The 22,008-nt window shown below is 46.6% G+C and carries 22 protein-coding genes and 1 pseudogene; 3 read left to right on the top strand and 20 right to left on the bottom strand.

Going from position 1 to position 22,008, the window contains the following annotated elements:
- Nucleotides 1-8: 8 nt before the first annotated feature.
- The 3 genes from BST86_RS00220 to era all read right to left on the bottom strand — a co-directional run bounded on the left by BST86_RS00220 (nucleotide 9) and on the right by era (nucleotide 2,409).
- A complete protein-coding gene (locus BST86_RS00220; RefSeq protein ID WP_105981514.1) occupies nucleotides 9-764 on the bottom strand; it encodes a hypothetical protein in 756 nt (251 codons plus the stop codon).
- A complete protein-coding gene (locus BST86_RS00215; protein WP_105981513.1) occupies nucleotides 754-1,317 on the bottom strand; it encodes an RNA polymerase sigma factor in 564 nt (187 codons plus the stop codon). Before BST86_RS00215 ends, BST86_RS00220 begins: the two co-directional genes overlap by 11 nt.
- A 201-nt stretch (nucleotides 1,318-1,518) precedes the next feature.
- Complete coding sequence (era, locus tag BST86_RS00210; RefSeq protein ID WP_105981512.1) at nucleotides 1,519-2,409, bottom strand: GTPase Era; 891 nt, start codon at nucleotides 2,407-2,409, stop codon at nucleotides 1,519-1,521.
- Between the two features lie 189 nt (nucleotides 2,410-2,598).
- On the opposite strand from era, the gene BST86_RS00205 reads away from it, so the two are divergent.
- From BST86_RS00205 to BST86_RS00195, 3 genes are all read left to right on the top strand, one after another.
- On the top strand, nucleotides 2,599-3,540 hold the full coding sequence (locus tag BST86_RS00205) for a mechanosensitive ion channel family protein (RefSeq protein WP_105981511.1): 942 nt from the start codon (nucleotides 2,599-2,601) through the stop codon (nucleotides 3,538-3,540).
- A gap of 224 nt (nucleotides 3,541-3,764) precedes the next feature.
- Entirely contained in the window at nucleotides 3,765-4,634 is an 870-nt protein-coding gene (locus tag BST86_RS00200; RefSeq protein ID WP_105981510.1) for an OmpA/MotB family protein, read from the top strand.
- A gap of 196 nt (nucleotides 4,635-4,830) precedes the next feature.
- Nucleotides 4,831-5,481 carry a fasciclin domain-containing protein gene (locus BST86_RS00195; protein WP_105981509.1) on the top strand — a complete coding sequence of 217 codons (651 nt, stop codon included), beginning with the start codon at nucleotides 4,831-4,833 and terminating at the stop codon, nucleotides 5,479-5,481.
- Nucleotides 5,482-6,044: 563 nt separating this feature from the next.
- Here BST86_RS00195 and BST86_RS00190 read toward each other — a convergent pair.
- From BST86_RS00190 to BST86_RS00145, 17 genes and pseudogenes are all read right to left on the bottom strand, one after another.
- Nucleotides 6,045-8,024 carry an OmpA family protein gene (locus BST86_RS00190; protein WP_242446420.1) on the bottom strand — a complete coding sequence of 660 codons (1,980 nt, stop codon included), beginning with the start codon at nucleotides 8,022-8,024 and terminating at the stop codon, nucleotides 6,045-6,047.
- Nucleotides 8,025-8,033: 9 nt separating this feature from the next.
- Nucleotides 8,034-8,975: a PorP/SprF family type IX secretion system membrane protein gene (locus BST86_RS00185; protein ID WP_105983899.1), complete on the bottom strand. Its 942-nt coding sequence runs from the start codon at nucleotides 8,973-8,975 to the stop codon at nucleotides 8,034-8,036.
- Between the two features lie 32 nt (nucleotides 8,976-9,007).
- The gene (locus BST86_RS00180) at nucleotides 9,008-15,058 is read right to left on the bottom strand and encodes a DUF7507 domain-containing protein (protein ID WP_105981508.1); all 6,051 of its coding nucleotides are present in this window, start codon (nucleotides 15,056-15,058) and stop codon (nucleotides 9,008-9,010) included.
- Complete coding sequence (locus BST86_RS00175; protein WP_456237719.1) at nucleotides 15,025-19,002, bottom strand: beta strand repeat-containing protein; 3,978 nt, start codon at nucleotides 19,000-19,002, stop codon at nucleotides 15,025-15,027. The genes BST86_RS00180 and BST86_RS00175 overlap by 34 nt, the downstream gene beginning before the upstream one ends.
- A 50-nt stretch (nucleotides 19,003-19,052) precedes the next feature.
- Nucleotides 19,053-19,277, bottom strand: a complete 225-nt coding sequence (locus BST86_RS00170; protein WP_105981506.1) for a DUF7507 domain-containing protein — start codon at nucleotides 19,275-19,277, stop codon at nucleotides 19,053-19,055.
- The gene (locus BST86_RS15055) at nucleotides 19,252-19,377 is read right to left on the bottom strand and encodes a hypothetical protein (protein WP_262497906.1); all 126 of its coding nucleotides are present in this window, start codon (nucleotides 19,375-19,377) and stop codon (nucleotides 19,252-19,254) included. The genes BST86_RS00170 and BST86_RS15055 overlap by 26 nt, the downstream gene beginning before the upstream one ends.
- Nucleotides 19,378-19,564: 187 nt before the next feature.
- Nucleotides 19,565-19,744, bottom strand: coding sequence for a DUF7507 domain-containing protein (locus tag BST86_RS15150; protein ID WP_394340894.1), 180 nt, complete (start codon nucleotides 19,742-19,744; stop codon nucleotides 19,565-19,567).
- 121 nt (nucleotides 19,745-19,865) lie between these two features.
- Nucleotides 19,866-20,108: pseudogene (locus tag BST86_RS15145) on the bottom strand (DUF7507 domain-containing protein); the annotation flags it as partial.
- A 120-nt stretch (nucleotides 20,109-20,228) separates the two neighbouring features.
- Entirely contained in the window at nucleotides 20,229-20,417 is a 189-nt protein-coding gene (locus tag BST86_RS00160) for a DUF7507 domain-containing protein (protein ID WP_105981504.1), read from the bottom strand.
- Nucleotides 20,418-20,431: 14 nt separating this feature from the next.
- The gene (locus BST86_RS15205) at nucleotides 20,432-20,530 is read right to left on the bottom strand and encodes a DUF7507 domain-containing protein (protein ID WP_172443282.1); all 99 of its coding nucleotides are present in this window, start codon (nucleotides 20,528-20,530) and stop codon (nucleotides 20,432-20,434) included.
- 72 nt (nucleotides 20,531-20,602) lie between these two features.
- A complete protein-coding gene (locus BST86_RS15200; protein ID WP_456237718.1) occupies nucleotides 20,603-20,713 on the bottom strand; it encodes a hypothetical protein in 111 nt (36 codons plus the stop codon).
- A 13-nt stretch (nucleotides 20,714-20,726) separates the two neighbouring features.
- Complete coding sequence (locus BST86_RS00150; RefSeq protein ID WP_105981502.1) at nucleotides 20,727-20,888, bottom strand: DUF7507 domain-containing protein; 162 nt, start codon at nucleotides 20,886-20,888, stop codon at nucleotides 20,727-20,729.
- The gene (locus BST86_RS14715) at nucleotides 20,855-21,112 is read right to left on the bottom strand and encodes a DUF7507 domain-containing protein (protein WP_146126673.1); all 258 of its coding nucleotides are present in this window, start codon (nucleotides 21,110-21,112) and stop codon (nucleotides 20,855-20,857) included. The genes BST86_RS00150 and BST86_RS14715 overlap by 34 nt, the downstream gene beginning before the upstream one ends.
- Nucleotides 21,030-21,212, bottom strand: coding sequence for a hypothetical protein (locus BST86_RS14710; RefSeq protein ID WP_146126672.1), 183 nt, complete (start codon nucleotides 21,210-21,212; stop codon nucleotides 21,030-21,032). Before BST86_RS14710 ends, BST86_RS14715 begins: the two co-directional genes overlap by 83 nt.
- An 84-nt stretch (nucleotides 21,213-21,296) precedes the next feature.
- Nucleotides 21,297-21,467 (bottom strand): hypothetical protein, encoded by a 171-nt coding sequence (locus BST86_RS14810; protein WP_172443281.1) that lies wholly within the window; start codon nucleotides 21,465-21,467, stop codon nucleotides 21,297-21,299.
- Nucleotides 21,409-21,558, bottom strand: coding sequence for a DUF7507 domain-containing protein (locus BST86_RS14805; protein ID WP_172443280.1), 150 nt, complete (start codon nucleotides 21,556-21,558; stop codon nucleotides 21,409-21,411). Before BST86_RS14805 ends, BST86_RS14810 begins: the two co-directional genes overlap by 59 nt.
- On the bottom strand, nucleotides 21,555-21,983 hold the full coding sequence (locus tag BST86_RS00145; protein ID WP_172443279.1) for a DUF7507 domain-containing protein: 429 nt from the start codon (nucleotides 21,981-21,983) through the stop codon (nucleotides 21,555-21,557). Before BST86_RS00145 ends, BST86_RS14805 begins: the two co-directional genes overlap by 4 nt.
- Nucleotides 21,984-22,008: the final 25 nt, after the last annotated feature.

Here is a 22,008-nt window from a genome sequence, read left to right as displayed (position 1 = left end):
GTTTTGATTTACTGGTTTCTATCGATAAGCGCGACGGCTTCTCGTTTTAATCTGCCTAGACCATCGAGCAGCGTATTTTCCAATTTATTGCGGTTTTGAGCTTCTATGTCCCATTCGGTTTCTCTTAAGAGCTTTTGTGGATCTACTGAAGTATTGTTACTCGCTGCCACGCTGTTATTGATTTGCTTTTTAAGAGCTATTTTCTTCATCGCATTGTCCAGCAGCTGATCTACCTCATTTAATGACGAAGCCTCTTCTTGTTCAACGGTTTCCAGTGTATTAAAATCTGTCGTGGATGCGATAGCGTTTTGTTCTACAACTTTGTCCTTTGGTTCTATAGATGCAATGTCTGTCACCTTCATGTGTTGTATAGGTAACCTCTTGCTTTCTAATGGTACTCTTTTAGTTTTTACTTCATCTTTTACAGCCGTATCCTTATCGGTTATTACGACGGCATCTTGTGGTTGCTCTTTAATAGTAGGAACCGGCTCCATAGCTTCTGGCTCAAGATCCTTTTGCTGGGTAGATGCTTCTTCCATAACGACTTCACTTCCAGTTGGGTCTATGGTATCATTGAAGAATATCGCAGGTGCTGCCAGTAGTCCCAAAATCAGAATAGCGGCAATCCCACTTAACCAAAGCACGATAGGTTGCTTTTTCTTCTTATCGACGGTAGAAAGTCGCTCAGACAGTCGGTCCCATGAGTCAGCGCTGGGCTGTATCTCACGATCGTCAAATTTGTTTTTTATATCATTAAGCTTCATAGCGCTTCTTTTTGATCTCGTTAATTTCTTCCTGCAATAGCAATCTTGCCTTTCTAAATTGTGATTTGCTGGTGTTCTCACTTATGCCCAACATTGTGGCAATTTCATGATGTTTGAGGCCGTCAATCACATACATTACAAAAACACTTTTGTAACCATCTGGCAACTGGTCAATGCATTGCTGTATTTGATCCAGCGGCACATCCTCAGCTTCCTCTTCGGGTTCGTCTTCAAATTTTCCTTCATCAATCTCACTGCTCCATTTGAATGGATCCTTTTTACGCAAGAAATTCAAACATTCCCTAATCATGATGCGTCGCACCCAACCTTCAAAACTTCCCTCGTGATTAAAGGTCTCCAGTTTTGTAAACACCTTGAAAAAACCGTTAAGCATGATTTCTTCTGCGGTCTCGATGGGTGAAATGTACTGGCGACAAACGCTCAACATTTTACCGGCATGCTTGTCGTATAGCCTGCGTTGCGCCTTACGGTCACCTTGCGTGGCTTTCTCAATCAGCTTTTTCTCGTTGGTATAAAGTTGAATCACCTTCACTTTTTGGTTGCTTTCTATTTACATAGACACAACACTTTTTAAATGGTTGCCTGAAATTTTAAAAAAATCCTGAAATCTTTGGTGAGGTCAAAGTACATCAAAAAAAATGCTCCCTATTCAGAGAGCATTTGATTTGTGATGGTTGATGTTGAGGTGTTTCGCTTTCCTGTCTGCCGACAGGCAGGCGCGAAAGCGAACTTCTTATTTATTCTCGCCTTTATAACCAAAGCGTTTTAACTGCTTCTCGTCACTACGCCAGTTCTTGTTGACCTTGACGTACAATTCCAAGTGTACCTGCTTGCCAAAGAATTTTTCCAAATCCTTGCGGGCTTCAACACCTACACGCTTTATGGCGGTTCCCTTATGGCCTATGATGATGCCTTTCTGGGTCTCGCGCTCCACCATGATGACAGATCGTATGCGTATGATGGTCTCGTCCTCAAAGAATTCTTCAGTATCAATCTCTACGGAGTATGGGATTTCCTTTTTGTAATGGATAAGGATTTTCTCGCGTATGCTCTCGTTGACAAAAAACCGTTCTGGCTTGTCAGTCAAGGCATCCTTAGGATAATACGCTGGAGATTCTGGTAGCATTTCTATAATCCTATCCAGCAATTGCGGTACTCCAAAGTTTTCCAAGGCACTTATCGCAAAGATCTCTGCATTGGGAAGTCGTTCTTTCCAGTGTTTCATGGCTTCAGCGAGTTGGGTCTCGTCACCTTTGTCAATCTTGTTGATCAACACAATGATAGGAACCTCTGCAAAGGTGAGTCGCTTTTCAAAGTCCTCGTTCTTCAATTCCTTCTCGCCCAGCTCCACCATATATAGTATACAATCGGCATCCTCAAAGGCGTTCTTTACAAACTCCATCATGCTTTCCTGCAGTTTGTAGGCCGGCTTCATGATACCAGGCGTGTCACTTAAAACAATCTGGAAATCGTCACCATTGACAACACCCAAAATCCTGTGCCTGGTTGTTTGTGCCTTACTAGTGATGATGGATAGGCGCTCGCCTACCAGCGCATTCATCAATGTGCTTTTCCCTACATTGGGATTCCCAACGATATTTACAAATCCTGCCTTATGTTCCATGGGACAAAGATAACGGCATTTTTATAGATGCGTGCGTAATTAAATGAATCGTCGAACCTGTGCTACATCCTTTGATTTATGAAAAAGTTCTTAAAGATGTTTAAAGAAATAGCTTCAGCTTTGAACTAAAAGCGTTAAAAGCTGTTAAGCCTTATACTATCCAGAAATAAAGAAATTATTTTTGAGATTATGATGACATTCTTACAAGAAGCGGCAGCACAGACGCAGGAAGCCGCAACAAAAACCACTGAAATTAAAGATAGCGGCGAGTTGATCTGGGATCAACTGGCTGGATGGTATAACTCGTTTATTGCACACTTACCTAATATAGGTATCGCAATAATTGTATTGATCGTTGCCTATTTTATCTCTAAATATGTAGATCGAGGTATTCAAAAAGTGCTGCAAAACAAGGTGTCTCAAGCGAGTGTACGCAGACTTGCCGGTAAAGCGGTAGCTATCGTTGTAGTTCTGGGCGGTATTTTTATTGCCATGAGTGTTTTACAACTCAATGATGCAGTTCAAGGTATCATTGCAGGTGCTGGTATTTCTGGACTGGTAATAGGTCTCGCGCTGCAAGGATCCATGTCTAATGTTATTAGTGGTATCATCTTGTCATTCCGCAAGCAGGTGCGTGTGGGCGACTGGATAGAAACGACAGATTTTGCTGGTGAGGTCATGGAGATCCAGTTGGATAAATTTATTATTAAGCAGGCTGATAATAATATGGTGATCATTCCTAACAAAACGATCATTGATAATCCTTTAAAGAACTATTCTTTGACACCGCGCATGCGAGTGGTCGTGGGATGTGGTGTAGGCTATAAAATGGATTTAGAATTTTGTAAAAAACTAGCTATTGATGCTGTTAGCGAGAAATTCCCGCAGAAAGATGGTGAAGAAGTGGAGTTTTTCTATCAGGAATTTGGCGACAGCAGCATCAACTTTATCATTCGATTCTGGGTGGATGCTGTCAAGAATAAGCAAAATTTACAAGCGCAAAGTGATGCGATCCTGGCGATCAAGAAAGTATATGATGCTAACGATATCAACATACCGTTCCCTATCCGTACTTTGGAATTCAATAATAAATTACAAATGGATGGTACAGCGCCATCAAGTGAGAAATAGTTGGAACTAAAAATTAGATGCAAATCCCAAGGCTTTGAGTCTTGGGATTTTTTTGTGTTACGCTTTCGCGAAAGCGATACCACCACAGTCTATTTGCATATGACTGGCCTGATTTGAAAAGATTCACTTTGCAAAACGTTAGCAATCTTTAACAAAACTCTAATATCTAGAATATACTAGATCAAAATTATGAGGGTTTTGAGTAGAACCTAAAAACCCTAATTATGAATAACAAGTTAACCAAGGCTGTTGGTGCCCTAACCATGGCAGCCGTTTTAGTAAGTTGTGTATCAAAGAAAAAATACAACGAACTAGAAACCGATTACAACAACACTAGATCTGAATTGTTAAAGACAAGAGTCGAGAAGGAAGATCTGGAAGCCAAGTTTGCAGCGATTGAAACGCGAGTTGATCGCTACAACGAGAAGATTGCTTCCTTGCAGTCTGACAAGGAAGGCATGCTGGTCACTTCAAACAATGGTGAGTTTGCTGTTTCTGAAAAGAACAAACAAGCCATGAGACGTACACTTCAAAATGTGCCTCAAGAACAGCTGGCTACAGCAACCACTCTTAAGGATAGTCTCAATCTGGCCATAAGCTACAAGATGTCACAGCGTTTGCAAGGCGAGAATGCCGGTAAACGAGTGGATATGAAAATTGAGAATACTGTGGTGATGATTCAAATAGCTGATGATTTGCTATTTGGCGACAGTAGTTATCGCGTGGGCAGCAAAGCAGACGATATCCTATCAAAGATTGCTGCAGTGGTAAATTCTGAGCCATCGCTTGAAGTTCTCGTAGAAGGTCATACAGACAGTCGTACGGTAAAAGAAGGAAGCTATATTAAAGACAACTGGGATTTGAGTACAGAACGTGCTGCTGCCATTGCGCGCAGATTGAATTCCAAATTTAGCGTACCACAAGAGCAGCTAATCGTTGCAGGTAGAGCAAGCTATGATCCAATCGCTGCCAATGATTCTAGAGAAAACATGGCCAAAAATAGACGTACGCAGATCGTCATCATGCCTAATCTAGATAAATTCTTTGCGATGCTGGATAGTGATTTAGCCGTTTTGGACGAATCTGAGAAGTAAAAAGATCCTTTTTTGATAACAAAACCGCCTGGACAATAGTTAAGGCGGTTTTTTATTTACCTGAATATTAGGATATTATATGGAAAGAATATACGTGATTGTTAAATATTAGCTAATCAATTGATAAACATACGTTAGACGTAGTTTCTAATGGTGTTTCCCACAATATATTTACACCTCAATTAAATCAACAATTATGAAATTTACACAAGTATTAAGCGTAGCAATTCTAGCAGGTACACTAACCATGGTGTCTTGTAAAGATGCTGAAAAAGAACAAATGGAAGCTGAAAAAATGGAAATGGAACAGCGTGCTGCTGACTCTCTTAAAATGGTAGAAGAGCAAATGGCAGAACGTGAAGCTATGGCTGTTGAAGTAGGTGGTGCAAAAATGTATGCAGACCAAACTATCGTAGAAAATGCCTCTAAAGCAGATAATTTGACTACTCTAGTTGCAGCGGTACAAGCAGCAGGTCTAGTAGAAACTTTAAACAGTGATGGACCATTTACCGTATTTGCTCCAACCAATGCAGCTTTTGACGCATTGCCACAAGGAACTGTAGCTACATTGCTAAAGCCAGAAAACAAAGAACAATTATCAGGAATCTTAACTTACCATGTAGTAAGTGGAAATGTTGATGCTGCTAGTTTGATGAACATGATCGAACAAAATGGTGGTACTGCAACTTTAGATACTGTTAACGGTGGACAACTAACTGCAAGTGTTGTAGACGGTAAAGTTGTTATTACTGATGCAAAAGGTGGAAAATCTACTGTAATCATTGCTGATGTTAAACAATCTAACGGTGTTGTACACGCAGTTGATACTGTTTTGATGCCTGCATAATCTTTTAGATTATAACTTTTAAGGAAAGCCTGAAACTTACGTTTCAGGCTTTTTTTATGCGTTAATTTTTAGAGTAAGTAAGCACTTAGGCTTCTTTATCAAAAGCCTGAGAATTGGCTTAATTATGATTGGCAAAGACATTCTGAGTTAGATAGAGGTGCATTCCAATTAAATAACTAATCGATATACTAAAAGCGGTATTTGAGTAGTTACCAAACAGTGATGCGAATTTGCATTATAGACTCTCTGATGGGCCGCAGACAAACTTCTGTAATACTTTTACTTGTTAAGGTTTGGTACGCTTATGAGCTTTTGTAGGATTACATCTAGATCTCTTATTAATGACTTGACTTTAAGGTTCTAGAAAGCCGTGTACTCTATTATATAGAGTTGTACATCTGTTTTAAGCAGTTTGGACAACGACAATGGTATTGAAATCTGCCTCAAATAAATCCAAGGGTTACAGTTTAAATAACGCTGCAAGCAACGCTCCTAAAACTCAGACAAGAAAAAAGAGTCGCTATTAGGCGACTCTTTTTTATAGTGATTATGGTTCTTGAGTTTTACATGGATATGATGATAAACTCAGATCTTCTATTATCCTGATGTTGTTCTTCAGTACATTCCACACCATCAGAACATTTGTTGACTAACTGACTTTCACCATAACCTTTTGAAGTCAATCTAGCCTCGTCAATTCCCTTAGAGATTAGGTAGTTTCTCGTACTTGCCGCACGTCTATCTGATAACCTCTCGTTATAGGATTTGGTTCCTCTACTATCAGTGTGCGAACGAATATCAATGGTCATCGTTGGGTTATCTTCCAGAACCGACAGTACTTTTTGCAGTTCTAATTCAGCATCCTCACGTATAAAGGACATATCAAAGTCAAAGTAAATTGGGTTCAAATTGAGAAGCTTAGCTAAATCATCTCCAACTCTACCTTTATAGGATTCTGGATCAAGTGCCAGGTCTACCTCAATAACACCAGTAGTTGTAGGTGTATTTACAAGTTCCTCTGCTGTATTGAATTCTCTCTTTTCTGCTCTAATGAAGAAGGTCTTATCACATTCTAATTTTAAAGCGTACTTTCCATTTCTATCTGACCGTCTGGTAACTACAATGTTGTTGTTGATATCCACCACAGAGATCATGGCGTCCTCTAGAGCTTCTTTGGTAATCGCATTAGTTACAGTACCTGTAATGATTTGCTCACAAGTTTCTCTCAGGTCTTCAATCTGTACAAATCTATAGATGTCATCATTCTCGCCTTGGCTCACCCTATTAGAACTAAAGTAACCCGTATTGACACTTTCATCAACGATGAAAGCAAAGTCATCATCTGGACTATTGGCAGGCTCACCTATATTGACTGGATTACTAAGCGATCCATCCTTATTGATGGTAGAGACAAAAATGTCAAGCCCACCTAAACCCTGCAGCCCATTACTGGCAAAATACAGATTGCCGCTACGGCTGATATAGGGATAGCTTTCACGGCCTTCTGTATTAACAATGCTTACGTTTTCTAGATCACTGTAAGAGCCGTCATCCTCAATAGTGACTCTCCATATGTCAGTTTCCTTGAAGGTACTTTCAGTTCCCATAGTTCCAGGCATATCGCTTGAAAAGTATAGTGTCTTCCCATCAGGCGTTAGCGCTGGATGTGAAGTACTGAATCCGCCTTCAGCAAATTCGACGGCTTGCGGCTCACTCCATTTACCGTTCTTTCTTTCAGATTTGAAGATCTGTAGTCTGCTGACTCGCTCATCATCCTTTCCTAACGTACCATCCTCATAATTGTTACGAGTAAAATAGACGGTATTCAAATCCTTAGAAAATGTAGGTGTACTCTCATGAAAAATGGAGTTGATTCTAGAATCAAACTTCTGTACATTACTCATGTTCCCTTGCTGATCACGATCTGCCACGTATAAATCCAAGAATGGTTTCTCATTCCAGGAATGACGTCTCTTGTAGAAAACACCAGTATCTCTTGCGCTAGCAAAAGCCACTTGAGCTGGACCGTAATAAGCCGTTCCAAAATCCTGATAATTTGTATTTATGGAAACTGGCTCTACCTCAAATCTTCCCTTTTGGAAATCAACAATCGTTAGGTAATTGGGCGCATTTTCTAAAGATTGTAATCTACTATCCTTCTCGCCTTTGACCGCAAAAGTTTTTAGCAACCGGTCTGCTTTAGCATACTGGCGGTCACTTTTCAACGTTTGGGCGTATCTAAAATAGTATTCTGAAGGAATGGTATCATTATCCAACTTGAAGAGTTGATTGTACCACTTCAACGCATTTTGATAATCGTTGTTAAAGTAATACGTGTCTCCAAGTTTTGAGAAGATCTCAACACTCTTGAATCCTTTATTGGCAATCTTTTCAAAGATTTCCCTTGAATCGATAAAGGCGTATTTGTCGTACTCTCTTTCTGCCTTTGGTAATGTTTTGTTGGGGTTTGTTTGCGCTTTCGCGAAAGCGAACACAAATACCAGCAACATTGCAATACCATATCTTCTCATGTTGTTTGTCATAACTAGGTCTTAGAAGAATCTAGGCGTCAACATGCGGTTGTAGGAATTAAAGAGTTCAAATCGAACAAACACCTCAAAACTACCATCGTCAAATTGTGTGTTACCAAGCTCTGTAGTCTCACGGTCATAGGCAAAACCAAGGCTTACCTGATCACTTACCTGATATCCTATCAAACCACTAACTGCAGCGTCCAATCTATACGCAGCGCCTAAGGTCAACTTCTCACTGATCAAGAAATTAGCCGTAAGATCGACTTGTAAAGGTGCACCAGCAACAGCTTTTATCATGGTACTAGGTTTGAATTTCAACGTAGGGTTGATATCAAATACATAACCACCAGTCAAGTAATAGTGAATACGCTCTGCTGCTACAAATGATGAATTGTTATTGGTATTGTTAGAAGCTTCAAAATGCTCGTTACGCAATAAGTTAGGCGCACTCAAACCGGCATAAAATTTATCTGTATGATAATAGATACCTGTACCAATGTTAGGCGTCAAACGATTGTCAATATTGTTTTCAAAAGCAGGATCAATAGTTTCAGGAGGTAAATTCAACTTATTGAAATCGACGTCCAGCACGTGAGCACCCAACTTTAAACCAAAACTCAATCGCCCTTCCACACTGGTCTGTATGGTATAACTAATGTCACCATTAAAATAGGTTTCACTAGATGGACCCAGCTTGTCATTAACAATTGAGAGACCTAGTCCCAATCTACCAAGACCTACTGGACTGTGTAAACTTATGCTTTGGGTTTCTGGTGCTCCATCAAGTCCAACCCACTGACTGCGGTGTAATGCAATCGCACTCAACATACCGCGATTCCCAGCATAAGCTGGGTTAATCGCGATGGTGTTGTACATATATTGAGTGTATTGAGCATCTTGCTGTCCAAAGGCACTATAACCTATTAAAAGAAGAAATATGCTAACTAAAAATTTCATCATTCCGTTTTTGTTGTTATTAATTCTCATAATTTCTATCTCTGTATATAGATGTATCCAGCCTTAGATTGTCCATTGCCATCAAGGTCTATGTAGTTAAATACATAGTAGTAAGTACCTACTGGTAACTCTTCACCTTGCTCAATGGTTATCCTACCTTCAGATATTCCTCTAAAGACATTTCCATCTTGACCATAATTATCTGTGTTATACACTTCAACTCCCCAACGATTGAATATCGCTAAGTTGTTTTCTGGATAACATTCAATTTGATCAATTACTAAGAAATCATTGATGTTATTACCATCTGGTGAGATACCATTGTAAACCTCTGGCTCTTCACATAATGGTTCCACCACTTCTTCATCAAACTCGAGGTAATCGAAGATTCCGTCGCCATCGGTATCTCTGGTGTTACCAGTGTTCGGGTTTTGATCTCCATCAGGATCTGGACCTTCATCAATAGTTGGGAATGGGTCACCATCATCATTATCATCAAGATAATCTGGGATACCATCAGAATCTGTATCCTGATCTGTTGGATCATTATCACCATCATAATCTTCATAGATAGTGTCCACTGTATCACCATCATCATCCACGTCTCTGTAATCGACATCTTCAGTTCCATCAAGATCTGGAAGTACGCTAGGATCTCCATCGACTTCTAGTCCATCTGGATCTCCAAAGCCATTCAAGTCACCATCGTAATTGTCATCCAATCCATCGATATCAACATCTGCTCCGAGAGGTAATACATCTGCAATACCATTGTGGTCAAAGTCATGTCCTTCTAAACGATCTGGCACATTATCATTATCTGAATCTGTATCGATATAATCAGGACTACCGTCACCATCAAAATCAAACTCCTCGATTGGTGATCCATTGGTATCATACGCATCGTCCACTCCATTGCGATCTACATCATTCCCGGTAGGTGCGATGTAGCCAAAGGTTTCTTGAGACTCTACATTATCTGTGATACCATCGTTATCTGCATCTTGATCTAGATAGTCTGGGATTGCATCTAGATCTGTATCTCTAGGAGCTTGAGAAACACCATTTCCATCAATACCGCCATCTTCAGCAGCATCAGGAATACCGTTTTCTCCTTCAGGTCCATCAACCATACCGTCATTATCAGCATCAAGCGCAGAGTTACCTGTTTCATTCACATCATAGACACCGTCGTTGTCGCTATCTAAATCTAAATGATTAGGAATGCCATCACCATCAGTATCAAATTCTGGATTGACTACTCCATCATCATTTCCTACTAGTGGATCGTTGTCATCATCGTCGAGGTATGCAGGCACACCGTCATCGTCGTTATCAATATCTGGATTAGAACCAACTTCTACGATATCTGGGATACCATCATTATCATCATCTAAATCAAATAACGCAGTATCATCAATAGGATCTAGATAGTTAGGTGTACCGTCTCCATCTGTATCATCATTAGTAGGGTCGCCATCATTATTGACGTCTTCACCATTATTTGGGTCATTATTAGGCCCACCAGGCTCAAAAGTTAGCAATCCATCTTCATCATCATCTTGATCTCTAAAATCAGGATTGTCATTCAGACCGTCACGGTTAGGTAGATCGAAGGCATCATCCATAACTAAGACACCATTTGGATCGTCAAGATCACCAATTGAACCATCAAAAGCATCGTCTAAACCATCGTTATCAGCGTCAGTTCCAGAAGGTGATAGATCAGGTATACCATCTGCATTGAAGTCAGTACCTTCAATAGCATCAGGAACATTATCACCATCAGAATCCAAATCTAGATAATCAGGTAACGCATCTTGGTTGGTATAGTTGAAGTCAACTTCTGTATTCACCGGATCGATTGGTGTTCCCAAAGTATCATAAGCGTCATCGACACCGTTACCATCAGAGTCAACGCCACTAGGTGGGACATAACCACTTGATGATTGCGACTCTATGTTGTCAGTAATACCGTCACCATCAGAATCTTGATCCTTATAGTTTGGTATGTCATCAGCATCTAAATCAGACTCAAGAGGATCGCCACTAACACCAGCTCCATCAACACCACCGTCTTCGGCAGCATCAGGAATACCGTTATCACCAGCTGGTCCATCTACCATACCATCATTATCAGCATCTAGATCACCATTACCGTTTTCAACAACATCGTAAATTCCATCGTTGTCAACATCCAGGTCTAAATGATTAGGGACTCCATCGCCATCTAAATCAGTAGTTGGATTTACCAATCCATCTTCATTTCCAACAAAGAAATCATTATCATCATCATCTAGGTATGAAGGAACACCATCATTGTCGTTGTCAATATCTGGGTCTTGGCCGTCCAATTCGACAATATCTGTGATACCGTCGTCGTCGTCATCTAAGTCAATAGGATCTGGTATTCCATCTCCATCAGAATCAAAATAGACAATAGTTGGATCGTCAGGATCGCCATCACCGTTTTGATCAATATCAGCTGGATTATTTGGATCATCAGAAATATCGTTCACAACATCTCCATCTGGATTTGTAGCTGTTCCTAATATGGAGTTGATAGCTCTCTTGTTTCTAACGTCAGCCTCTGTAATAGTGTGACTCGCCACCGCTGTCACTGATTCACCAGGTGCTATAGATGCAAAGCTGGAAGGAATCAATGTTCCTGGATCGGCATTGTCATCAGTTAATACAAGATTACTCAACGTTTGATCACCAGTGTTTGTCACCGTTATACTGAAAGTAAGTACATCACCAACCTGTGTGAATGTTGTTTGATCTGCTGCTTTCAAAATACTGAAGCTGCCATTATTATTTGGAAGGTCCGTATCCGTTGGATCATCTGGGTCGCCGTCGCCGTCAGGATCCTCATCCGTCGGGTTGTTAGGGTCATCAGAGGTATCCGTCACATCGTCCCCATCAGGATTCGTTCCCGTGGCAAGTGCCTGGTTGGTTACCGTTCCCGCATCAATGTCGGACTGCTGGATCGTGTAGCTTCCGCTAAAGGTCGTCGTGTCCACCGCTCCAGGTGCAAGGCTCGCGATCGGTCCGCCGGTCAATGTACCGTTGGCACCATCAAGTAGTGGATCCGTGATCGTGATGTCCGTCAACGTAGTCGCTCCGGTGTTCGTTACAGTGAAGCTGTAGCTGATCGTCTCGCCCAACTGTGCGAAGCCGTCACCGTTCTCATCGTTGAACGTGCTCTCCTTAAGCAGCGATATGTCACTGTCATCTGGAAGGTCCGTATCCGTTGGATCGTCTGGGTCACCGTCGCCGTCAGGATCTTCATCCGTCGGGTTGTTAGGGTCATCAGAGGTATCCGTCACGTCGTCCCCATCAGGATTCGTTCCCGTGGCAAGTGCCTGGTTGGTTACCGTTCCGGCATCAATGTCGGACTGCTGGATCGTGTAGCTTCCGCTAAAGGTCGTCGTGTCTACCGCTCCAGGTGCAAGGCTAGCGATCGGTCCGCCGGTCAATGTACCGTTGGCACCATCAAGTAGTGGATCCGTGATCGTGATATCCGTCAACGTAGTCGCTCCGGTGTTCGTTACAGTGAAGCTGTAGCTGATCGTCTCGCCCAACTGTGCGAAGCCGTCACCGTTCTCATCGTTGAACGTGCTCTCCTTAAGCAGCGATATGTCACTGTCATCTGGAAGGTCCGTATCCGTTGGATCATCTGGATCGCCGTCGCCGTCTGGATCCTCATCCGTCGGGTTGTTAGGGTCATCAGAGGTATCCGTCACATCGTCACCATCAGGATTCGTTCCCGTGGCAAGTGCCTGGTTGGTTACCGTTCCCGCATCAATGTCGGACTGCTGGATCGTGTAGCTTCCGCTAAAGGTCGTCGTGTCCACCGCTCCAGGTGCAAGGCTCGCGATAGGGCCGCCAGTAAGGCTGCCGTTAGGCGCCACTAGTAGTGGATCCGTGATCGTGATATCCGTCAACGTAGTCGCTCCGGTGTTCGTTACAGTGAAGCTGTAGCTGATCGTCTCGCCCAACTGTGCGAAGCCGTCACCGTTCTCATCGTTGAACGTGCTCTCCTTAAGCAGCGATATGTCACTGTCATCTGGAAGGTCCGTATCCGTTGGATCATCTGGATCGCCGTCGCCGTCTGGATCCTCATCCGTCGGGTTGTTAGGGTCATCAGAGGTATCCGTCACATCGTCACCATCAGGATTCGTTCCCGTGGCAAGTGCCTGGTTGGTTACCGTTCCCGCATCAATGTCGGACTGCTGGATCGTGTAGCTTCCGCTAAAGGTCGTCGTGTCCACCGCTCCAGGTGCAAGGCTCGCGATAGGGCCGCCAGTAAGGCTGCCGTTAGGCGCCACCAGTAGTGGATCCGTGATCGTGATATCCGTCAACGTAGTCGCTCCGGTGTTCGTTACAGTGAAGCTGTAGCTGATCGTCTCGCCCAACTGTGCGAAGCCGTCACCGTTCTCATCGTTGAACGTGCTCTCCTTAAGCAGCGATATGTCACTGTCATCTGGAAGGTCCGTATCCGTTGGATCATCTGGATCGCCGTCGCCGTCTGGATCCTCATCCGTCGGGTTGTTAGGGTCATCAGAGGTATCCGTCACATCGTCACCATCAGGATTCGTTCCCGTGGCAAGTGCCTGGTTCGATACCGTTCCGGCATCAATGTCGGACTGCTGGATCGTGTAGCTTCCGCTAAAGGTCGTCGTGTCCACCGCTCCTGGTGCAAGGCTAGCGATCGGTCCGCCGGTAAGGCTGCCGTTAGGCGCCACTAGTAGTGGATCCGTGATCGTGATATCCGTCAACGTAGTCGCTCCGGTGTTCGTTACAGTGAAGCTGTAGCTGATCGTCTCGCCCAACTGTGCGAAGCCGTCACCGTTCTCATCGTTGAACGTGCTCTCCTTAAGCAGCGATATGTCACTGTCATCTGGAAGGTCCGTATCCGTTGGATCATCTGGATCGCCGTCACCGTCCGGATCCTCATCCGTCGGGTTGTTAGGGTCATCAGAGGTATCCGTCACATCGTCACCATCAGGATTCGTTCCCGTGGCAAGTGCCTGGTTCGATACCGTTCCGGCATCAATGTCGGACTGCTGGATCGTGTAGCTTCCGCTAAAGGTCGTCGTGTCCACCGCTCCTGGTGCAAGGCTAGCGATCGGTCCGCCGGTAAGGCTGCCGTTAGGCGCCACTAGTAGTGGATCCGTGATCGTGATATCCGTCAACGTAGTCGCTCCGGTGTTCGTTACAGTGAAGCTGTAGCTGATCGTCTCGCCCAACTGTGCGAAGCCGTCACCGTTCTCATCGTTGAACGTGCTCTCCTTAAGCAGCGATATGTCACTGTCATCTGGAAGGTCCGTATCCGTTGGATCATCTGGATCGCCGTCGCCGTCTGGATCCTCATCCGTCGGGTTGTTAGGGTCATCAGAGGTATCCGTCACATCGTCACCATCAGGATTCGTTCCCGTGGCAAGTGCCTGGTTGGTTACCGTTCCCGCATCAATGTCGGACTGCTGGATCGTGTAGCTTCCGCTAAAGGTCGTCGTGTCCACCGCTCCAGGTGCAAGGCTCGCGATAGGGCCGCCAGTAAGGCTGCCGTTAGGCGCCACTAGTAGTGGATCCGTGATCGTGATATCCGTCAACGTAGTCGCTCCGGTGTTCGTTACAGTGAAGCTGTAGCTGATCGTCTCGCCCAACTGTGCGAAGCCGTCACCGTTCTCATCGTTGAACGTGCTCTCCTTAAGCAGCGATATGTCACTGTCATCTGGAAGGTCCGTATCCGTTGGATCATCTGGATCGCCGTCGCCGTCTGGATCCTCATCCGTCGGGTTGTTAGGGTCATCAGAGGTATCCGTCACATCGTCACCATCAGGATTCGTTCCCGTGGCAAGTGCCTGGTTGGTTACCGTTCCCGCATCAATGTCGGACTGCTGGATCGTGTAGCTTCCGCTAAAGGTCGTCGTGTCCACCGCTCCAGGTGCAAGGCTCGCGATAGGGCCGCCAGTAAGGCTGCCGTTAGGCGCCACTAGTAGTGGATCCGTGATCGTGATATCCGTCAACGTAGTCGCTCCGGTGTTCGTTACAGTGAAGCTGTAGCTGATCGTCTCGCCCAACTGTGCGAAGCCGTCACCGTTCTCATCGTTGAACGTGCTCTCCTTAAGCAGCGATATGTCACTGTCATCTGGAAGGTCCGTATCCGTTGGTCATCTGGGTCGCCGTCGCCGTCCGGATCCTCATCCGTCGGGTTGTTAGGGTCATCAGAGGTATCCGTCACATCGTCCCCATCAGGATTCGTTCCCGTGGCAAGTGCCTGGTTGGTTACCGTTCCCGCATCAATGTCGGACTGCTGGATCGTGTAGCTTCCGCTAAAGGTCGTCGTGTCCACCGCTCCAGGTGCAAGGCTCGCGATAGGGCCGCCAGTAAGGCTGCCGTTAGGCGCCACCAGTAGTGGATCCGTGATCGTGATATCCGTCAACGTAGTCGCTCCGGTGTTCGTTACAGTGAAGCTGTAGCTGATCGTCTCGCCCAACTGTGCGAAGCCGTCACCGTTCTCATCGTTGAACGTGCTCTCCTTAAGCAGCAATATGTCACTGTCATCCGGAAGGTCCGTATCCGTTGGATCATTCTCCAGGTTGCTGTTGTCATCCGAAAGGTCGCTGACATCATCTCCATCAGGTGTCGTTCCCGTAGCCGTAGCCTGGTTCGATACGCTCTGCGCATCGATGTCGGACTGCTGGATCGTGTAGCTTCCGCTAAAGGTCGTCGTGTCCGTTGCTCCTGGTGCCAGTGTAGCGATGGGACCGCCAGTCAACGTACCGTTGGCACCATCAAGTAGTGGATCCGTTACCGTTACATTCGTTAGGGTCGTAGCACCACTGTTCGTCACCTCAAAGCTGTAGCTGATCGTCTCGCCCAACTGAGCAAAGCCATCGCCGTTCTCATCGTTGAACACAGAGGTCTTGATGATCGATATCTCGCTGTCCTCAGGAAGATTCGTATCCGTTGGATCATTCTCTAGGTTGCTGTTGTCATCCGAAAGGTCGCTGACATCATCTCCATCAGGTGTCGTTCCCGTAGCCGTAGCCTGGTTCGATACGCTCTGAGCATCGATGTCCGACTGCTGGATCGTGTAGCTTCCACTAAAGGTCGCCGTGTCTACCGCTCCTGGTGCAAGGCTCGCGATAGGACCGCCGGTAAGGCTGCCGCTTGGCGCCACCAATAGTGGATCCGTTACCGTCACATTCGTTAGGGTCGTAGCTCCACTGTTCGTTACCTCAAAGCTGTAGCTGATCGTCTCGCCCAACTGAGCAAAGCCGTCACCGTTCTCATCGTTGAACACAGAGGTCTTGATGATCGATATCTCGCTGTCCTCAGGAAGATTCGTATCCGTTGGATCATCCTCCAGGTTGCTGTTGTCATCCGATAGGTCGCTCACATCATCTCCGTCAGGTGTCGTTCCCGTAGCCGTAGCCTGATTCGATACGCTCTGAGCATCGATGTCCGACTGCTGGATCGTGTAGCTTCCACTAAAGGTCGTCGTGTCTACCGCTCCTGGTGCAAGGCTCGCGATCGGTCCGCCGGTAAGGCTGCCGCTTGGCGCCACCAATAATGGATCCGTTACCGTCACATTCGTTAGGGTCGTAGCTCCACTGTTCGTTACCTCGAAGCTGTAGCTGATCGTCTCGCCCAACTGAGCAAAACCATCGCCATTCTCATCGTTGAACACAGAGGTCTTGATGATCGATATCTCGCTGTCCTCAGGAAGATTCGTATCCGTTGGATCATTCTCCAGGTTGCTGTTGTCATCCGAAAGGTCGCTCACATCATCTCCGTCAGGTGTCGTTCCCGTAGCCGTAGCCTGGTTCGATACGCTCTGCGCATCGATGTCGGACTGCTGGATCGTGTAGCTTCCGCTAAAGGTCGTCGTGTCCGTTGCTCCTGGTGCCAGTGTAGCGATGGGACCGCCAGTCAACGTACCGTTGGCACCATCAAGTAGTGGATCCGTTACCGTTACATTCGTTAGGGTCGTAGCACCACTGTTCGTCACCTCAAAGCTGTAGCTGATCGTCTCGCCCAACTGAGCAAAGCCATCGCCGTTCTCATCGTTGAACACAGACGTCTTGATGATCGATATCTCGCTGTCCTCGGGAAGGTCCGTATCCGTTGGATCATTCTCAATTGGGCTATTATCATCAGAAGTATCCGTGACATTATTATTATCAGGATCTTGTCCAGTAACAATTGCTTGATTCGTGACTTGCAAATTATCAATATCTGACTGCTGGATCGTGTAGCTTCCGCTGAAGGTCGTCGTGTCTATCGCTCCAGGTACAAGGCTCGTAATAGGACCGCCAGTCAATGTACCGTTTATTCCTTGTAATAATGGGTCAGATAAAACAATGTTAGTAATTGTCCTATTACCTGCATTTCTTATAGTAAATGAATAACTGACAGTTTCACCAACCTGAGCGGACCCATCTCCATTCTCATCATTAAAGGTTCCTCTCTTAATAAGGTTAATCGCATCGACCGCATCGTAAGATGTTATAGTCGGATCGTTTTCGAAATTACTATTATCATCTGATAGATCCGTGACATTTGAATTATCGGGATCTTGTGCTTCGACGGTCGCTTGATTGCTGACCTGTGATGCGTTTACGTCAGTTAAGGATAAAGTATAAGTTCCTACAAACGTATTCGAATCACTTTCGCCAGGTACAAGGCTCGCAATAGGGCCACCCGTAAGACTGCCATTTGGTGTAACCAATAACGGGTCTGCAATAATAACGTTCGTTAACGTAACATTTCCGGTATTTGTTACTACAAAAGAATAACTTATAGTTTCGCCAACCTGCGCCACTCCATCATTGTTCTCATCGTTGAAAACCCCTATTTTAATCAAAGATATTCTACCATTTTTAAGAAGGTCCGTATCCGTTGGATCATTCTCCAGGTTGCTGTTGTCATCCGATAGGTCGCTGACATCATCTCCGTCAGGTGTCGTTCCCGTAGCCGTAGCCTGGTTCGATACGCTCTGAGCATCGATGTCCGACTGCTGGATCGTGTAGCTTCCACTAAAGGTCGCCGTGTCTACCGCTCCTGGTGCAAGGCTCGCGATAGGACCGCCGGTAAGGCTGCCGCTTGGCGCCACCAATAGTGGATCCGTTACCGTCACATTCGTTAGGGTCGTAGCTCCACTGTTCGTTACCTCAAAGCTGTAGCTGATCGTCTCGCCCAACTGAGCAAAGCCGTCACCGTTCTCATCGTTGAACACAGAGGTCTTGATGATCGATATCTCGCTGTCCTCAGGAAGATTCGTATCCGTTGGATCATCCTCCAGGTTGCTGTTGTCATCCGATAGGTCGCTCACATCATCTCCGTCAGGTGTCGTTCCCGTAGCCGTAGCCTGATTCGATACGCTCTGAGCATCGATGTCCGACTGCTGGATCGTGTAGCTTCCGCTAAAGGTCGTCGTGTCTATCGCTCCTGGTGCCAGTGTAGCGATCGGGCCGCCGGTAAGGCTGCCGCTTGGCGCCACCAATAGTGGATCCGTTACCGTTACATTCGTTAGGGTCGTAGCTCCACTGTTCGTTACCTCGAAGCTGTAGCTGATCGTCTCGCCCAACTGAGCAAAGCCGTCACCATTCTCATCGTTGAACACAGAGGTCTTGATGATCGATATCTCGCTGTCCTCAGGAAGATTCGTATCCGTTGGATCATCCTCCAGGTTGCTGTTGTCATCCGATAGGTCGCTCACATCATCTCCGTCAGGTGTCGTTCCCGTAGCCGTAGCCTGGTTCGATACGCTCTGCGCATCGATGTCGGACTGCTGGATCGTGTAGCTTCCGCTAAAGGTCGTGTCCGTTGCTCCTGGTGCCAGTGTAGCGATGGGACCGCCAGTCAACGTACCGTTGGCACCATCAAGTAGTGGATCCGTTACCGTTACATTCGTTAGGGTCGTAGCTCCACTGTTCGTCACCTCAAAGCTGTAGCTGATCGTCTCGCCCAACTGAGCAAAGCCATCGCCGTTCTCATCGTTGAACACAGAGGTCTTGATGATCGATATCTCGCTGTCCTCAGGAAGATTCGTATCCGTTGGATCATTCTCTAGGTTGCTGTTGTCATCCGAAAGGTCGCTGACATCATCTCCATCAGGTGTCGTTCCGTAGCCGTAGCCTGGTTCGATACGCTCTGAGCATCTATGTCCGACTGCTGGATCGTGTAGCTTCCGCTAAAGGTCGCCGTGTCTACCGCTCCTGGTGCCAGTGTAGCGATGGGACCGCCAGTCAACGTACCGTTGGCACCATCAAGTAGTGGATCCGTTACCGTCACATTCGTAAAGGGTCGTAGCTCCACTGTTCGTCACCTCAAAGCTGTAGCTGATCGTCTCGCCCAACTGAGCAAAGCCATCGCCGTTCTCATCGTTGAACACCGACGTCTTGATGATCGATATCTCGCTGTCCTCGGGAAGGTCCGTACCCGTTGGATCATTCTCCAGGTTGCTGTTGTCATCCGATAGGTCGCTGACATCATCTCCGTCAGGTGTCGTTCCCGTAGCCGTAGCCTGGTTCGATACGCTCTGAGCATCGATGTCGGACTGCTGGATCGTGTAGCTTCCGCTAAAGGTCGCCGTGTCTACCGCTCCTGGTGCAAGGCTCGCGAATCGGTCCGCCGGTAAGGCTGCCGCTTGGCGCCACCAATAATGGATCCGTTACCGTCACATTCGTTAGGGTCGTAGCTCCACTGTTCGTTACCTCGAAGCTGTAGCTGATCGTCTCGCCCAACTGAGCAAAAACCATCGCCATTCTCATCGTTGAACACAGAGGTCTTGATGATCGATATCTCGCTGTCCTCAGGAAGATTCGTATCCGTTGGATCATTCTCCAGGTTGCTGTTGTCATCCGAAAGGTCGCTCACATCATCTCCGTCAGGTGTCGTTCCCGTAGCCGTAGCCTGGTTCGATACGCTCTGCGCATCGATGTCGGACTGCTGGATCGTGTAGCTTCCGCTAAAGGTCGTCGTGTCCGTTGCTCCTGGTGCCAGTGTAGCGATGGGACCGCCAGTCAACGTACCGTTGGCACCATCAAGTAGTGGATCCGTTACCGTTACATTCGTTAGGGTCGTAGCACCACTGTTCGTCACCTCAAAGCTGTAGCTGATCGTCTCGCCAACTGAGCAAAGCCATCGCCGTTCTCATCGTTGAACACAGAGGTCTTGATGATCGATATCTCGCTATCCTCAGGAAGATTCGTATCCGTTGGATCATTCTCCAGATTGCTGTTGTCAATCCGATAGGTCGCTCACATCATCTCCGTCAGGTGTCGTTCCCGTAGCCGTAGCCTGGTTCGATACGCTCTGCGCATCGATGTCCGACTGCTGGATCGTGTAGCTTCCACTAAAGGTCGCCGTGTCCACCGATCCAGGTGCCAGTGTAGCGATCGGGCCGCCGGTAAGGCTGCCGCTTGGCGCCACCAATAGTGGATCCGTTACGTCACATTCGTAAGGGTCGTAGCTCCACTGTTCGTTACCTCAAAGCTGTAGCTGATCGTCTCGCCCAATTGGAGCAAAGCCATCACCATTCTCATCGTTGAACACAGAGGTCTTGATGATAGATATCTCGCTGTCCTCAGGAAGATTCGTATCCGTTGGATCATTCTCTAGGTTGCTGTTGTCATCCGATAGTCGCTAGACATCATCTCCGTCGGTGTCGTTCCCGTAGCCGTAGCCTGGTTCGATACGCTCTGAGCATCGATGTCCGACTGCTGGATCGTGTAGCTTCCGCTAAAGGTCGTCGTGTCCGTTGCTCCTGTGCCAGTGTAGCGATGGGGCCGCCGGTAAGGCTGCCGCTTGGCGCCACCAATAGTGGATCGTTACCGTCACATTCGTTAGGGTCGTAGCTCCACTGTTCGTTACCTCAAAGCTGTAGCTGATCGTCTCGCCCAACTGAGCAAAGCGTCACCGTTCTCATCGTTGAACACAGAGGTCTTGATGATCGATATCTCGCTGTCCTCAGGAAGATTCGTATCCGTTGGATCATCCTCCAGGTTGCTGTTGTCATCCGAAAGGTCGCTGACATCATCTCCGTCAGGTGTCGTTCCCGTAGCCGTAGCCTGGTTCGATACACTCTGCGCATCGATGTCCGACTGCTGGATCGTGTAGCTTTCCACTAAAGGTCGCCGTGTCCACCGCTCCAGGTGCAAGTGTAGCGATCGGGCCGCCGGTAAGGCTGCCGCTTGGCGCCACCAATAGTGGATCCGTTACCGTCACATTCGTTAGGGTCGTAGCTCCACTGTTCGTTACCTCAAGCTGTAGCTGATCGTCTCGCCCAACTGAGCAAAGCCGTCACCGTTCTCATCGTTTGAACACAGAGGTCTTGATGATCGATATCTCGCTGTCCTCAGGAAGATTCGTATCCGTTGGATCATCCTCCAGGTTGCTGTTGTCATCCGAAAGGTCGCTGACATCATCTCCGGTCAGGTGTCTTCCCGTAGCCGTAAGCCTGGTTCGATACACTCTGCGCATCGATGTCCGACTGCTGGATCGTGTAGCTTCCACTAAAGGTCGTCGTGTCTATCGCTCCTGGTGCAAGGCTCGCAATAGGACCGCCTGTCAATGTACCGTTGGCACCATCAAGTAGTGGGTCGTTACCGTTACATTGGTAAGGGTCTGGTTACCCGTATTAGTTACAGTGAAGCTGTAGGTGATCACCTCGCCTACCTGCGCTCTACCGTCATTGTTATTCGCTGCCGTTTCCGCTGCCACTATCAGTGAAAAGTCCCGTCTTGATGATCGCAATGGAAGGAGCAGAAGGACCGTAGTTATCGTTGGATCGTTCTGTAGGTTGCTGTTGTCATCTGAAAGGTCCGTGACTTGTGTGTTCTGTGGGGTCGTCCCTGTAGCCGTAGCCTGATTGCTGAATCGACCAGAGTTAATGTCTGCCTGGGTAACTCTATAGCTTCCCGTAAAAGTCGTAGCGTTGGTTGCTCCTGGCGCAAGGCTCGCAATAGGACCACCCGTAATCGAACCGTTTGGCGCCACCAATAATGGATCCGTAACCTAACAT

Source organism: Nonlabens agnitus (assembly GCF_002994045.1).
In the GTDB taxonomy this organism is placed as follows: Bacteria; Bacteroidota; Bacteroidia; order Flavobacteriales; family Flavobacteriaceae; genus Nonlabens; species Nonlabens agnitus.
Note: the sequence above shows the minus strand (reverse complement) of the source record. Positions and strands in the feature narration are given on the sequence as shown.

Bases quoted from the DNA above. Each gene is read 5' to 3' on its own strand.
- BST86_RS00220 (WP_105981514.1), bottom strand. From the start codon at position 764: ATGAAGCTTAATGATATAAAAAACAAATTTGACGATCGTGAGATACAG.
- era (WP_105981512.1), bottom strand. From the start codon at position 2,409: ATGGAACATAAGGCAGGATTTGTAAATATCGTTGGGAATCCCAATGTA.
- BST86_RS00205 (WP_105981511.1), top strand. From the start codon at position 2,599: ATGATGACATTCTTACAAGAAGCGGCAGCACAGACGCAGGAAGCCGCA.
- BST86_RS00200 (WP_105981510.1), top strand. From the start codon at position 3,765: ATGAATAACAAGTTAACCAAGGCTGTTGGTGCCCTAACCATGGCAGCC.
- BST86_RS00195 (WP_105981509.1), top strand. From the start codon at position 4,831: ATGAAATTTACACAAGTATTAAGCGTAGCAATTCTAGCAGGTACACTA.
- BST86_RS00190 (WP_242446420.1), bottom strand. From the start codon at position 8,024: ATGACAAACAACATGAGAAGATATGGTATTGCAATGTTGCTGGTATTT.
- BST86_RS00185 (WP_105983899.1), bottom strand. From the start codon at position 8,975: ATGATGAAATTTTTAGTTAGCATATTTCTTCTTTTAATAGGTTATAGT.
- BST86_RS15150 (WP_394340894.1), bottom strand. From the start codon at position 19,744: ATGGTTTTTGCTCAGTTGGGCGAGACGATCAGCTACAGCTTCGAGGTA.
- BST86_RS15205 (WP_172443282.1), bottom strand. From the start codon at position 20,530: ATGAGAATGGTGATGGCTTTGCTCCAATTGGGCGAGACGATCAGCTAC.
- BST86_RS14810 (WP_172443281.1), bottom strand. From the start codon at position 21,467: ATGCGCAGAGTGTATCGAACCAGGCTTACGGCTACGGGAAGACACCTG.